The sequence below is a fragment of the Pararhizobium sp. IMCC3301 genome (genome assembly GCF_030758315.1).
GTDB lineage: Bacteria > Pseudomonadota > Alphaproteobacteria > Rhizobiales.
In genome coordinates, this window is record NZ_CP132336.1 from 3,973,127 (window position 1) to 3,987,048 (window position 13,922).

Annotated in this window: 11 protein-coding genes; 9 read left to right on the plus strand and 2 right to left on the minus strand. The window is 57.6% G+C overall.

Features of this window, described 5'->3' with window-relative positions; translation table 11 throughout:
- The first annotated feature begins 21 nt into the window (after positions 1-21).
- The 4 genes from RAL88_RS19030 to RAL88_RS19045 all read left to right on the plus strand — a co-directional run bounded on the left by RAL88_RS19030 (position 22) and on the right by RAL88_RS19045 (position 4,356).
- The gene (locus tag RAL88_RS19030; protein WP_306265605.1) at positions 22-1,488 is read left to right on the plus strand and encodes a sugar ABC transporter ATP-binding protein; all 1,467 of its coding nucleotides are present in this window, start codon (positions 22-24) and stop codon (positions 1,486-1,488) included.
- Positions 1,488-2,426 (plus strand): ABC transporter permease, encoded by a 939-nt coding sequence (locus RAL88_RS19035; RefSeq protein WP_306265606.1) that lies wholly within the window; start codon positions 1,488-1,490, stop codon positions 2,424-2,426. Before RAL88_RS19030 ends, RAL88_RS19035 begins: the two co-directional genes overlap by 1 nt.
- Positions 2,423-3,349: an ABC transporter permease gene (locus RAL88_RS19040; protein ID WP_306265607.1), complete on the plus strand. Its 927-nt coding sequence runs from the start codon at positions 2,423-2,425 to the stop codon at positions 3,347-3,349. Before RAL88_RS19035 ends, RAL88_RS19040 begins: the two co-directional genes overlap by 4 nt.
- Positions 3,350-3,432: 83 nt before the next feature.
- The gene (locus RAL88_RS19045) at positions 3,433-4,356 is read left to right on the plus strand and encodes a sugar kinase (protein ID WP_306265608.1); all 924 of its coding nucleotides are present in this window, start codon (positions 3,433-3,435) and stop codon (positions 4,354-4,356) included.
- 23 nt (positions 4,357-4,379) lie between these two features.
- Here the strand turns inward: RAL88_RS19045 and RAL88_RS19050 are convergent, their stop codons facing one another.
- A complete protein-coding gene (locus RAL88_RS19050; RefSeq protein WP_306265609.1) occupies positions 4,380-5,249 on the minus strand; it encodes a LysR substrate-binding domain-containing protein in 870 nt (289 codons plus the stop codon).
- A 147-nt stretch (positions 5,250-5,396) separates the two neighbouring features.
- Here RAL88_RS19050 and RAL88_RS19055 point away from each other — a divergent pair, with 147 nt between their 5' ends.
- From RAL88_RS19055 to RAL88_RS19075, 5 genes are all read left to right on the plus strand, one after another.
- A complete protein-coding gene (locus RAL88_RS19055; RefSeq protein ID WP_306265610.1) occupies positions 5,397-7,043 on the plus strand; it encodes a Na/Pi cotransporter family protein in 1,647 nt (548 codons plus the stop codon).
- 189 nt (positions 7,044-7,232) lie between these two features.
- Positions 7,233-8,384, plus strand: a complete 1,152-nt coding sequence (locus RAL88_RS19060) for a 2-aminoethylphosphonate--pyruvate transaminase (protein WP_306269764.1) — start codon at positions 7,233-7,235, stop codon at positions 8,382-8,384.
- A 65-nt stretch (positions 8,385-8,449) separates the two neighbouring features.
- A complete protein-coding gene (gene phnA / locus RAL88_RS19065; protein WP_306265611.1) occupies positions 8,450-9,721 on the plus strand; it encodes a phosphonoacetate hydrolase in 1,272 nt (423 codons plus the stop codon).
- Positions 9,722-9,745: 24 nt separating this feature from the next.
- Positions 9,746-11,200, plus strand: coding sequence for a phosphonoacetaldehyde dehydrogenase (phnY, locus tag RAL88_RS19070; RefSeq protein WP_306265612.1), 1,455 nt, complete (start codon positions 9,746-9,748; stop codon positions 11,198-11,200).
- A gap of 44 nt (positions 11,201-11,244) precedes the next feature.
- Positions 11,245-12,102 carry an EamA family transporter gene (locus RAL88_RS19075; RefSeq protein WP_306265613.1) on the plus strand — a complete coding sequence of 286 codons (858 nt, stop codon included), beginning with the start codon at positions 11,245-11,247 and terminating at the stop codon, positions 12,100-12,102.
- Positions 12,103-12,306: 204 nt separating this feature from the next.
- Here RAL88_RS19075 and betC read toward each other — a convergent pair whose 3' ends face one another.
- Positions 12,307-13,896 carry a choline-sulfatase gene (gene betC, locus RAL88_RS19080; protein WP_306265615.1) on the minus strand — a complete coding sequence of 530 codons (1,590 nt, stop codon included), beginning with the start codon at positions 13,894-13,896 and terminating at the stop codon, positions 12,307-12,309.
- Positions 13,897-13,922 lie beyond the last annotated feature (26 nt).

Genomic DNA, 13,922 nt, shown 5'->3' on the forward strand with positions numbered 1-13,922 from the left:
TTCAGCGACAGGCTTTGCTGAATGACAAACGACGATCTCCCCGTCGTTGAGCTTCACGGCGTTGAAAAATCTTTCGGCGCCGTGAATGCTCTGCGAAACGCCAATCTGGTTGTCAGATCCGGCGAATGCATAGGACTGGTCGGCCACAATGGGGCCGGCAAATCCACTTTGATGAATGTCCTGTCCGGGGTTCTGGCACCCGATAGCGGAGACATCCGGTTTGGCGGGACAGTCGTAAGCGCGCGCTACAATGTCAGCGAAGCCAACCGCTTCGGCCTGCGCTGCGTGTTTCAGGAACTGTCTTTGTGCCCCAATTTGAGCGTCGCGGAAAACGCCCGCATTTCACATCCGCAAATTCGCGGGTTTGGCTGGCGCAGGCGCGCATCCGCTCTGATCCGCTTCTGGCTCGACGAGATTTTTCCCGGCAACCGTATCAAGGGCGACGATATTGTTGGTGAGCTGACTATTGCGCGCCGCCAGATGGTGGAAATTTCACGCGCCTTTTCATCTCTGGATGAAACGGTGCGTCTGGTCATTCTCGACGAGCCGACATCGTCTCTCGACAAGAGTTCGGCAGATCAGTTGTTGGCCTTTGTGAAGAAATTCACCGGGCAGGGCGGCAGCGTCATTCTGATTTCGCACATGCTGCGCGAAGTGCTGGAAACATCGGATCGGATTGTGGTGATGCGCGACGGCACTGTAGTGGCCAATGATGACACCGCCAATTTCAACCGCGCCCGGCTGGTCCGCGAAATGGGCTCGGTGCTGGCCGAAGACGCCAGAGAGGAGTCTGCCGTCAAAGCCCGCGCCAGCGGTGAAGCAGTGGTTCGCATTGCTGCCACTGACGGAATTCAGCTCAATGTTTTCAAAGGCGAGATTGTCGGCTTTGCCGGCATCGCCGGGCAGGGCCAGACCGAAAAGCTGGTGCAGATTTTTGCGGCCTCGCATGGCAGCAGGAACGGCGTCGAGATCGAACATCAGGCAGCTTTCGTGGCCGGCGACCGGCAGGCCGCAGGGATTTTCCCGGGCTGGTCGATTGAGAAAAACATCTCGATAGCGTCGGCCCGCTTTATGGTCCGAAACGGGCTGATTGACCCGGACCGGGAACTTGACATTTCCCGGCAATGGCAGAAGCGCCTTGGCATCCGCACCGATGATTTATCCAACAATATTCTCTCCCTGTCCGGCGGCAATCAGCAAAAGGTGCTGTTCGCCCGCGCTCTCGGATCGCCTGCGCCTATTGTGCTGATGGATGATCCGATGCGCGGCGTCGATATCGGCACCAAGCAGGATGTTTACGCGATCCTGAAGCAGGAAGCGGAGAACGGTCGGACTTTTGTCTGGTACACAACGGAAATGGATGAGTTGAAACATTGCGACTATGTCTACGTTTTTCGCGACGGGCTGGCCGTGGCCGAACTGCCCCGCCATGAGGTCACGGAAGCTGGAATTCTCAATGCCTCCTTTGAAGCGGCGAGCGCAGCCTGATGTCCAGATTTCTGACAGCCAACGCCATGCGCACTCTGCTGCCAGCCCTGTCGCTAGCGGCACTTCTGGCGGCGATTTTCTATCTGCAGCCCCGCACCATGAGCTATTTCGGGCTCAACCTGCTGCTCAATCTGGCGGTCCCGATCGCGCTGGCGACCATCGCGCAGATGTTCATTCTGTGCGTCAATGATCTCGATCTGTCATTGGGTGCCTTTGTCAGCCTGACCGCCTGCATCACTGCCACCTGGCTGTATGACACGCCGGTACTGGGTGTTCTGGCACTGGCCGGCTGTGTGCTTGCCTACGCTTTGCTGGGCGCGCTGATTCATTTGCGCAACCTGCCGTCCATTGTCGTCACCCTTGGCATGTCCTTCGTCTGGATGGGCATTGCCGTTCTGATCCTGCCGACACCCGGCGGCAAGGCTCCGGAGTGGATCAGAACGCTGATGACCCTGAAACCGGCTTATGTGCCATTTCCCATTATTGCCTCGGTTGTTCTCGGGCTGGTCGTGCATTTCGGTCTGATGCGTTCTGCCGCCGGTGTGGTTCTGCGCGGTGCCGGCGGCAATCCGCAATCGGTCGAGCGCGCCGGATGGTCGCTGCTCAAGGTCAAGGTCAGCATGTTTGCTCTGGCCGGGTTTTTCGGTGTGCTGTCGGGCATGGCGCTGGTCGGTCTCACCACATCCGCCGATGCCAATATCGCGCTGCGCTATACGCTGCTGAGCATTGCCGGGGTCATTTTGGGCGGCGGCGAATTTGTCGGCGGCCGGGTCTCGCCAATCGGCGCGGTGATCGGTGCCATCACCCTGGCGCTGGCCGGGTCCTTCCTGTCATTTCTGCGGCTCAATCCGGACTGGCAGATTGGCGCGCAAGGGGCGATATTGATCCTTGTTCTGGCACTGCGGGTGCTGATCGACAGATCGGACCGGCGCTCGTGAGCGCGACCGACAGACCTTGGATCTGGGCCTGGATCGGTACCGTCTCGATCTGGCTGGTGATTGCCGCCCTGTCCGGTCTGGCCCCGGGAATGGAAGTGTTGTCCGCTGCGGCCTCGTTCGGGACGTTTTTTGTTCTCGTCGCCATTGGCCAGATGTTCGTCATCACTCTGGGACCGGGCAATGTCGATCTGTCGATCCCCGCCTGCATGACCCTGGCAAGCACCGTTGCAATGAAAGTCATGGCCGGATCTGAGGCCATGCTGCTTCCTGGATTCCTGATTGTGATTGCAATCGGTCTTGTTATCGGCACCATCAATTTCGCGCTGATTTTGCTGCTGCGCATCCCGCCGATTATCGCAACCCTGTCCTCCAGCTTTCTATTTCAGTCGACCGCAATCTGGTACAATCGCGGATTGCGGGTGAAGCCGCCGGAAGCGCTGGCAGATTTTGCCACCGCCAAAATCTATGGGGTGCCAACTCTTGCGATAGCGGTTCTGGTTCTGACCATCATCATGCATGTCGTTCTGCACCGCACTTATTTCGGCAGATCCATTCTGGCCGTCGGCCAGAATTCGCAGGCTGCCGGTCTGGCCGGCGTTCCGGTGCAGCGCACCCGGTTTCTGACCTATCTGCTCAGCGCGGTTCTGGCTGCTGTCTGCGGCTTCTTTCTGGCCGGATTTTCCGGCGGCGCAGCGCTTAATATGGGCGCCGAATATCTGCTGATGTCCATCGCCGTTGTGGTCATTGGCGGCACCTCTGTTGCCGGCGGCTTTGCCAATCTGCCGGGCCTGTGGGGCGCAGCCCTGTTCATGTTTCTGCTCGTCACCATGCTCAACACCCTCGGCCTCAGCGCAGGCTACCGGCTGATCCTTACCGGCGTCATCATTGTTGCTGTCATCGCCATTTCCGGCAAGCGGCGGTAATCTACCCCAGGTGTCGATTTTTGCGCGGCAATGGTTTATGACGCGCATCGGAAACGCCGACGAATCCTCCAGATGAGATCCTTATGACCCCTGATATCCTGTGCCTTGGCGAACCGATGCTTGAATTCAATCAGCAGCCCGACGGCATGTATCTGCCCGGCCATGGTGGCGACACTTCCAATTGCGCCATTGCTGCCGCACGTCAGGGTGCGCGCGTGGGCTATGTCAGCCATATTGGCCGCGATGCCTTCGGTGACAGTTTTATGGCGCTTTGGATCTCCGAAAGCGTTGATACATCCAATGTGGTTCAGGTGCCGGATGCGCCGACCGGGATTTATTTTGTAACTCATGGCGAACAGGGCCACGATTTCAGCTATTTTCGTGCCGGATCGGCGAGCAGCCTCATGACGCCCGGGGATCTGCCGGCCGCAGCGCTTCGCAGTACCAAAATCCTGCATCTCTCCGGCATCAGCCAGGGCATTTCCGACAGCGCTGCCGATACCGGGTTCGCCGCAATCGAGATGGTCAAAAAGGCGGGCGGGCTGGTGTCCTATGACACGAATTTGCGGCCAAAACTCTGGCCCGTCGCCCGTGCCAGAGCCATTATTCACGCCGCCGTCGCGCAAAGCGATGTCGCGCTGCCCGGCCTTGATGACGCAATACTTCTGACCGGCCTGTCAGAGCCGGAAGAGATTGTTGACTTCTATCTTGCACTTGGCGCGAAAATCGTTGCCCTGACGCTGGGGCCAAAAGGAACCCTGGTAGGGACCGCAACGGAAAGCCGGCTGATTGCGGGCCGCAAGGTCAAAGCGGTGGACGCGACCGGGGCCGGGGATACGTTTGACGGCGCCTTTCTGGCGCATTTCGTGGAAAGCCGCGACCCGTTCGCCGCCGCGCATTTTGCAAATGCTGCTGCTGCCCTGTCGACACAGGGGTTCGGCGCTGTCGCACCAATGCCTTATACGTCCGATGTGAAAGCTTTTCTTGCGTCAGACCAGCCGGGTTGAAGCGCAAATCCTGTTGGCACGATTCACAGCTTGGCTGCGGCTTTGGCAAACGGCATGAAGGTGCGGATCAGTTTGCTGTCGAGCCGCTCACGCAGGCATATCAGGGCCTCGTCCATGGTAATATTGGCATCCTTGATCATGATTTTGCAGAGCCGGTGATCGCCCCCGAATTCGGCTTCTGACACCACCCCCACTCCGGCACCGGCGGCAACGATTTCGCGCACCGCCTCGCGGCCTTCCGCCTCAATCCGGACCTCCAGCTTGATGTTGTTGGCACTTGCAAACTCTTCCAGTTTGGCACGGGTTTTGGAGCCCTTTTCCCGCAACACCAGAGGCATTTTTGCCAACTCGCTGAAGCTGATGCTGGCTTTGCTGGCAAAGTTGCTGGTTTTGGGTGCGAAAGCGATGATCGGTGTCGAGTTGAGATGCACAACTTCAAAATCCCGGCCTTCCGGCACGTCACCGAGAATTCCAATATCCGCCTCATACGTGTTGAGCGCGTCGATCACCGCTTCGCTGTTGCCAACGCGTATGGACACAAAAATATCCGGATAGTTGATTCGGAATGAACCGAGAATATCAAGCATATGGTGGGCTGAATCCGCCATGATATTCAACCGTCCCGATTTCAGCGCGCGCGATTCCGACAGCAGCTCAAGGGCTTGGGATTCAACCTCAAACATGCGGCGCGTCAGTTCAAGCAACTTCTGACCGGCGCTGGTCACAGTGACCTGTTTGCGGTTCCGGTTGAAAAGCCGCACATCATATTCTGATTCAAGCTTGCGGACCTGATCGGATATGGCCGGTTGTGTCAGGTGCAGAGCCTCGGCAGCGCGGGAAAATCCGCCATGGGTCGCCACATAATGAAAGGCGCGGAGTTGCACGTAACGCAATGGAATCGTCCTGTACTATCAATAAAACAGATACAACAATAAGAACTATCATTTTGTTTAACGCAATACAGTTCTACCAGTTTTGGCTGTTATTGTTTATGTTAGCCGTCAAACAGAATGGCATCCAAGACCATCATGGGAATCGATATGCAAGTTTCAGGCTTTCTGGTGCACCTGGCCGGTGCGGTAATGCTTCTGCTCTATTCGACACGAATGGTACGAACCGGTATCGAGCGGGCCGCAGGTCCATTGCTGCGCACCTTGTTCATCAGTCTCGGCAAAGGCTGGGTTAAAAGCGTCCTTGCCGGCGTGATCGGAGCCATTTTCCTGCAAAGCGCGACAGCGATTGCCCTGTTGGTGTCGAGCTTTGCTGCCACCGGCGTGCTCAGTGTTGCGGTGGCGCTGGCGATTGTTCTGGGCGCCGATCTTGGCACGGCGCTTGTGGTGCAGTTTCTGAGCCTTGATCTGAACTGGCTGATGCCGGCATTGCTGGCCATTGGCGGCTTCATGTTCCTGAAAATGGATACCAGACTGGCGAAGCAACTGGGCCGTGTGATCATTGGCGTCGGGCTGATCCTGATCTCGCTGAGCATGATCGGCACAGCCAGCGCACCCTTGCGCTCCGCCAGTTGGATGCCGGGCTTCATCGGCTTCTTGAGTGAAGATATTCTGATTTCATTTTTCGGCGGCGTGTTACTGGCCTTTCTGTTTCACTCCAGCGTCGCGGCGGTGTTGTTGTTTGCCACTTTGGCGGCCAAGGGCATTCTGCCCATCGAAGCCGGCCTGCCGCTGGTGCTGGGTGCAAATGCCGGCGGCGGACTTGTCGCTGTCTGGCTGTCACGCGATGGCAAAACACCGGGACGCCATGTCACCGGCAGCAATCTCCTGTTCCGTCTGGTCGGCGGCATGGCGATGTTGGCAGTTATGTCCGGAGTGGATTTGCCGTTGGAACGGCTTGGTGCCACTGCCGACCGCCAATTGGTGAATTTCCATCTGCTCTTCAATGCCGCGCTGGTGCTGGTGTGCCTGCCATTCATACGGCCGGCCCTGGCCCTGATGCGCGGCCTCATTCGCGATGAGCAGGAAGAGCTGGACCTGCTGAAGCCGGCCAGTGCGCTGGATACCGCCGTTCTCAAAATGCCGCATCTTGCTCTGGCCAGCGTCACCCGCGAATTGCTGCGCATGAGTGAGATCGTCGAGGTGATGGTCACCCCGGTAATGGATTTCTTCAGCGTATCCAATCCCCAGCAGGTACAGCGCGTCCGCCAGCTCGATAAGGATGTCAACCGGGCCCACACTGACATCAAGCTCTATATCGCTCAGCTCAGTCAGGGCGAATTATCGTCAGAGGAGGCGCAGCGCGCCGTTGAAATGACCAGTGTGGCTATTAGCCTGGAACGGGTCGGGGATATTATCTCCAAGGAATTACTGCCTTTGACGATTGAAAAACACCGTCGCAACCTGGAATTTTCCGCAGCTGGCTGGAAAGAACTGACCAATTTTCATGCCCGCGTCATCACCAATATGCAACTGGCCCTCAATGTCCTTGTATCGGAAGATCTGGAGACGGCCCGAATGCTGGTTGAGGAAAAGGCGGTGATGCGCAGGCTGGAACGGGAAAGCCACGACAAGCATATGGCGCGGCTGAGCAGCGGCACCGTGGAAAGCCGCGCCAGCAGTGATATTCATCTTGAAACCATCAGAGCCTTGAAGGAAATCAACTCACGGTTTGCCACATTCGCCTATCCGACCCTGGAAAAACGCGGTGTGCTGCTCGACAGCCGGCTGAGTTAGCTAAAATCATTCATATGTTAAATCGATGTCTTGATACATATTATCGATTTAACATATGCAAGTTCAGGATTTATCCTGCTCCCGAACCAGTCCTGCACGCTTATTCGGGAATGCCTGCTCATGACATCACATTCTGAAACCGGCCATTCTGAAACCGGCCATTCTGAAACCGGATTCGGCAAACCGCCTTTGGGCGAGCCGTTTCTGCTGACACCCGGCCCTTTGACCACTGCCTATTCCGTCAAGCAGGCCATGCTGCGGGACTGGGGGTCGTGGGATAACGATTTCCGGGCCATGACTGCGCAATTGCGCACCCAATTGCTGGCACTGATTGGCGATGATAAGGGCGCGTTTGACTGCGTTCCCATTCAGGGCAGCGGAACATTCGTTGTCGAAGCCATGCTGGCCTCTTTCCTGCCACGCCAGTCGAAAACTCTGGTGCTCGTCAACGGTGCCTATGGCAACCGGATTGCGGAAACCCTGAGATATCTCGGCCGAAATCATGTTGTCATGGACAAGGGGGATTACCTGCCGCCGCGCGGCCGCGAGGTCGCCGAAGCTTTGGCCAATGACGCGGAAATCAGTCATGTCGTGGTTGTGCATTGCGAAACCAGCTCCGGGATATTGAACCCGGTCGAAGAGATTTCAAAGGTGGTGTACCAGGCTGGTCGAAAGCTGCTGATCGATTCCATGAGTGCGTTTGGTGCATTGCCCGCTGATGTGAAAACCGTGCGCTATGAAGCCATCGTCGCCTCCGCCAACAAATGCATTGAAGGCGTTCCCGGTTTTGGCTTTGTGATCGGCCGCAAGAGCGAACTGGAACTGGCGAAAGGCTGCAGTCATTCGCTCAGCCTCGATGTCCACGCCCAATGGGCCCATATGAACAAAACCGGCCAGTGGCGGTTTACGCCTCCGACCCATGTGGTAGCAGCCTTCATGGAAGCATTGCGGCTGCACAAGGCTGAAGGCGGCGTTGCGGGCAGGGGGCGGCGATACATCGAAAATCGCGATTGTCTTGTTCAGGGGATGCGCGAAATCGGCTTTGAAACCCTGCTCAAAGAGCCGTGGCTCTCGCCGATCATCGTCACATTCTTCAATCCGGCTGACGCCGCCTTTGACTTCCAGACATTTTATGATGCGATGAAACGGCGCGGCTTCATCATCTATCCCGGCAAGCTGACGGTCGTCGACAGTTTTCGCGTGGGCTGCATTGGCCACATGGACGCAGCAATTATGCGGGACGTCGTTGAGGCTGCGCGCTCTGTGCTGGCCGAAATCGGGGTCAAGGATGCGCGGCCGCCGGAAGCGGCTTTGCTGGAGCGCTCAAAACTGGCGGCCTGACACCCTGTGAACGCCAATCAAACAGAACCCGGACTTGAGGCCGGTCAGTTTAGGAAAGACAAGTAATGAATGATCTGTCACCTGTGAGCATCACAGCCAATGGCCGCGATTATGCCAGGCCGAAAGTGCCTGCCATCGCGATTTGCCTTGATGGCTGCGAACCGGCCTATCTGGACGCGGCGATTGCCGCCGGGTTGATGCCAACCCTGAAACGCATCAAGCAAAGTGGCACTGTGCGCATGGCACACAGTGTGATTCCAAGCTTCACCAATCCCAATAATCTGTCCATCGCGACCGGCCGTCCGCCATCGGTTCACGGCATTTGCGGCAACTTTCTTTACGATCCGGAGACCGGCGAGGAAGTGATGATGAATGACGTCAGATTCCTCCGGGCACCGACCGTATTCCAGGCCTGTTTTGATGCCGGACTGCGGGTCGCCATTGTCACTGCCAAAGACAAGCTGCGTGCGATGCTTGGCAATGGTCTGTCCTTCGGCGATGGAGCCATAACCGGTAATGGCAGGGCGATTTGCTTTTCCGCCGAAAAATCCGACACCACGACCATTGCCGAACATGGCATTGACAACGCTTCGGCCTATTTCGACCTTCCGGTGCCCGAGGTCTATTCCGCCGAGTTGTCGGAGTTCGTGTTTGCCGCCGGTGTCCGGCTTTTGAAGGATTTCAAACCGGATCTGATGTATCTCACAACCACCGATTATGTGCAGCACAAATACGCGCCCGGCGTGCCCGAGGCGAATGTCTTTTATGAAATGTTTGACAGATATCTGACTGAGCTCGATGCAGCAGGCGCAGCCATTGTGGTGACGGCTGATCATGGCATGAAGCCGAAACATCTCGCCAATGGCGAGCCTGCCGTGATCTATCTGCAGGACCTGCTTGATGACTGGCTTGGCGAGGCTGCCGCCCGTGTGATCCTGCCGATCACCGATCCCTATGTTGTGCATCACGGCGCGCTCGGCTCTTTCGCCACCGCATATCTGCCGGCGGACACAAACGTTGAGGAGATCATCTCACGGCTCAGCCAAGTGGACCAAATTCTGCTGGTGGTCGACAAAAAGACCGCCTGCGAGCGGTTCGAACTGCCTGAAGATCGTATTGGCGACATTGTTGTCATTTCCGGCGAAAACATGACGCTTGGTACCAGTGCACATCGCCACGATCTGGCAGCGCTGGATGAACCGCTGCGCTCTCATGGCGGGCTGACAGAGCAGGAGGTTCCCTTTATCGTCAATCGTGTGCTGCCTGATTTGCCGGACGCGCCGGTTCTGCGCAACTTTGATGCCTTTCACTTTGCCTGCATGGCAGCCGCGTTGTAGAGCGCGCAGTTTCGGGACCAGATTATGCTGAATACAAATTTTGAAATCCGTAACGAGGCCATGCGCATTGGCGGCGAAAAAGTCTTCACAAAGGATCTGGTCGAGGTGCGCTATCCATACACCGATCAGGTCATCGGCACCGTGCCGGCCGGCACTGCGGAACATGCCGCCCGCGCCTTCGAGATTGCCGCAGCGTACAAGCCGGTCCTGACCCGTTATGAACGCCAGCAGATCCTGTTTCGTGCCGCCGCGCTGATTGTCGAGCGGCGTGAGGAAATCGCCCACTGGCTGACGCTGGAGCTGGGCATCTGCAAACAGCATTCACTTTATGAAACCGGGCGGTCTTACGACGTCTTCATGCTCGCCGGCCAGCTTGCGATACTTGATGACGGGCAGATTTTCTCCTGTGATCTGACGCCCCACGGAAAAGACCGGAAAATCTATACCAAACGCGAACCGGTCAATGCCATTTCGGCGATCACCCCGTTCAATCATCCGCTGAATATGGTGGCGCACAAGATCGCTCCGTCGATTGCCACCAACAATTGCATGGTCTGCAAGCCGACCGAACTGACACCGCTCACCGCGCTGACCCTTGCCGATATCCTCTATGAGGCCGGATTGCCGCCTGAAATGTTTCAGATTGTCACCGGCATGCCGGCGGATATCGGCGATGAAATGATCACCAATGAGCATATCGACATCATTACCTTCACCGGTGGTGTGAAAGTCGGCAAAATGATTGCCGGCAAGGCGGGCTACAAACGCACCGCGCTGGAGCTGGGCGGCAATGATCCGCTGATCATTCTCGACGATCTGTCAGATGCCGATCTTGAAAAGGCGGCCACCATTGCCGTGGCCGGTGCCACTGGAAATTCCGGCCAGCGCTGTACTGCGGTGAAACGCATCCTGGCGCAGGAATCCATTGCTGACAGGCTGGTCGAACTGATTACGCAGAAAGCCAAGGCGATCCGCTTTGGCGACCCGCAGGACCCGGAGACGCAACTGGGCTGTGTTATTCACGCGGCGGCAGCGGAAACCTTTGAGCGCCGGGTCTATGAAGCGGAAAAACAGGGTGCCAAAGTGCTCTATGATCCTGGCCGCAAAGGTGCGCTTCTGCCGCCGATTGTGGTCGATCATGTGCCTCACGACAGTGAACTGGTGTTTGAGGAGACCTTTGGTCCGATCATTCCCGTCGTGCGTGTTCCCGGCAATGATGAAGAGGTGATGCGGATTTCCAATTCCACCGAATTCGGTCTGTCTTCAGGTGTCTGTACCAATGATCTGAACCGGGCAATCGCTTATATCAACGGTCTCGAAGTTGGCACTGTCAACATTTGGGAGCAACCCGGATACCGCATTGAAATGTCCCCCTTTGGCGGCATCAAGGATTCCGGCAATGGCGTCAAGGAGGGTGTATTGGAAGCCATGAAATTCTTCACGAATGTCAAGACCTATTCGCTGCCATGGCCACGCTGACATGATGCGCCCGCTGTGGCGCTGGACGGTGGCGTAGCCCGACCATGACGGGCCCGCCATCCTTATTTGCGCTCAGTCTTATTCTCACCGCTGCGGTCCTGCACGCCTCGTGGAACGCCATCATCAAGGGCTCCGCCGACCGGGCTTTGATGATGGGGCTGATCAATATGGGCCATGGCGCCCTCGGCCTTGTCCTGATCATGCTGTATCTGCCACCGGTTGCTGCGGCCTGGCCCTTCATCATCGGCTCCACCTTCATCCATTTTTTCTATTACTTCTTTTTACTGCGGGCCTATCGAACCGGCGATCTCAGCCAAGTCTATCCGATCGCACGCGGGGTCGCGCCGGTGTTGGTGGCCATCGGCGCGCAGATATTTGCCGATGAGGTCCTGCCTCCGGTCGCCTGGGCCGGGATATTGCTGGTGTCTTTCGGAATCAGCATTCTGTTTTTCGGCCGCAGACACGCGCACGCCAATCCTCAGGCTGTCGTCGCCGCAGTTCTGACAGGATTTGCCATCGCCTCCTATTCGGTTGTCGATGGTCTGGGAGTGCGGGCCTCGCAAAGCCCGCTGGGTTATATTGGCTGGCTGTTTCTGCTGGAATGCATTCCCGGTGCCTGGTTTATTCTCTACCGCCGCCGGGTGCTGAGTGCGGTGCGCTGGCGAACCATTCTTATCGGTTTCGCCGGCGGGCTCGTCTCGGCCGTTGCCTATGGACTGGCGATTTATGCAAAAAGCCTGGCCAGCCTTGGCACCGTGTCGGCCATTCGCGAATCCAGCGTTATCATTGCTGCGCTGATTGGCGTGATCTGGTTCAAGGAGCGCCCCTGGCAGTTGCGCCTGCTGGCTGCCTCTGTCGTTGCAGGCGGGGTGATCTTACTGGCTTTGGGTGGCAGGCCTTAGCCCAGGGAATTCTCCAGGCAATTGAAGCATCTGACCCAAATAACTGATAAACTACGAATGTCCGCCCGCCGACGATGTTGACCGTGTGTCGGTTCGCGATGCCGCCTGAGTGATCGACCGAAACAGCGCGCAAGGCACCGGTGGTTCCTCGTTGCCTTAGGCGCGCTGATGCGCAGTGCTACGGCGTGCCTTCGGGCGCATTCCTCAAGCGCGGCGAAGATAATCGGGCAGGGGCTCATTGCCGTTCAAAATGGCCGCGATTTTCTCTGCTTCGATCGGTGGGAAATGCGGCGCTACTACATCGGCGCGGGGAAGTCTTGCGGCCGCCTTGGTGCCGTCGACGCCTCCGGAGCCGATGCGGACATAGCGCTCGCCATCATTGGTGCGCGCCCGGAAGGCCCAGTCTGATTTTGCCCCCGGAGTATTTTTGACGAAAAGCCGCTGCGACTGGCTTTCAAGCACCCGCATCGCAATATCATCTGGATCCCAGCCGTCCAGACAGATGTCAAGCAAACGGGCGAGAACCTGGCCTTGTGCCGGATCGTCAGCGAGGTTGGTGCGCTCGTCTGGATCCTCCACCATATCGAACAGAAGCGGTGGTTGACCATGCGTGTAGATCAGTTTCCATTGCCCTTGCCGCACCATCCGCGCCGGAACACAGGGGCCGATTCCGGAATAATCCGAAATGGCTACATCGCGCCCGGTCCCGCCTTCGAGCAATGGCAGCAGGCTGACCCCGTCGCAGGGCAGATTCACCGTGCGGCTCCCGATGGCGGCAAATGTGGGCAGCAGATCGACGAGCGACACGACTTCGTCCTGCCGACCTGCGGGTATCCCCGGCCCGGCCATGATCAGGGGGACGCGAGCGGACCAGTCGAAGAAGCTCTGTTTGAACCACATGCCGCGTTCGCCCAGCATCTCACCGTGATCGGATGTGAAGACGATGACCGTGTTTTTGTCCTGTCCGGTCTTTTCGAGCGCCGAGACAAGTCTCCCGACCAGATCGTCGATGAAGATGATCATGCCGTAATAAGCGCGCCGGGCATGACGCAATGCATCTTCGGTCACCCGATGCCGATGGCGGCCATGGGCAAAAAACAGCGCTTTCGAGAAGTAATCGAGATCCTCGAATGGAATCTTGCCCACCCGGGGCAGGTCCGGCTCGCCGGCTCGATCCCAGTAGTCCACGGCGCAGACGAAGGGTGTGTGTGGCGAGGTGAAGGAGGCAATCTGGAACCACGGACATCCGTCGTCGCGACGGGCCAGGTCAAAGATAGCCTGCTCCGCATTATAGCCCACTTCTTCGTCGTAATCCTCCTGCAAGGTGCGAATCGCGGAGCCGGCTTCCACGACACCATTCATTGCAGTGGCAGATGGCACGAACGACGCGCCTGCGGTCCAGTCGGCAACCCACTCGATTTCGGCCGGGTAGACATCGGTCGTGCGCCGTTCGTCAAAGCCGTGCATCTGGTCCGGACCGATGAAGTGCATCTTGCCGGTCAGCACTGTGTGATAGCCAGCGTTACGCATGTGATGCGCCATGGTTGGTTGCTGCGAAGTCAGTTCAGATCCGTTGTCCCACACGCCGATCGCAGGCGTAAGCCGGCCGCTCAGCATCGAGGCGCGCGACGGGACGCAGAGCGGATAGTTCGAATAGCAGTTTTCGAAGACAGTCCCTTTGTCCGCAAGGCGGTCGAGGTTCGGAGTAATCGAGGTCGAATTGCCATAAACCGCAAGCGCCTGTGCGGCCAGTTGGTCGGCCATGATCATCAATATGTTCGGTTCGGTCGTCATCTCGGCGGTTCCTTTCGGCAGGCCTC

Excerpts from the sequence above, each read along its gene's own strand:
- RAL88_RS19030 (WP_306265605.1), top strand. The coding sequence starts at position 22 with ATGACAAACGACGATCTCCCCGTCGTTGAGCTTCACGGCGTTGAAAAA.
- RAL88_RS19035 (WP_306265606.1), top strand. The coding sequence starts at position 1,488 with ATGTCCAGATTTCTGACAGCCAACGCCATGCGCACTCTGCTGCCAGCC.
- RAL88_RS19045 (WP_306265608.1), top strand. The coding sequence starts at position 3,433 with ATGACCCCTGATATCCTGTGCCTTGGCGAACCGATGCTTGAATTCAAT.
- RAL88_RS19055 (WP_306265610.1), top strand. The coding sequence starts at position 5,397 with ATGCAAGTTTCAGGCTTTCTGGTGCACCTGGCCGGTGCGGTAATGCTT.
- phnA (WP_306265611.1), top strand. The coding sequence starts at position 8,450 with ATGAATGATCTGTCACCTGTGAGCATCACAGCCAATGGCCGCGATTAT.
- phnY (WP_306265612.1), top strand. The coding sequence starts at position 9,746 with ATGCTGAATACAAATTTTGAAATCCGTAACGAGGCCATGCGCATTGGC.
- RAL88_RS19075 (WP_306265613.1), top strand. The coding sequence starts at position 11,245 with ATGACGGGCCCGCCATCCTTATTTGCGCTCAGTCTTATTCTCACCGCT.
- betC (WP_306265615.1), bottom strand. The coding sequence starts at position 13,896 with ATGACGACCGAACCGAACATATTGATGATCATGGCCGACCAACTGGCC.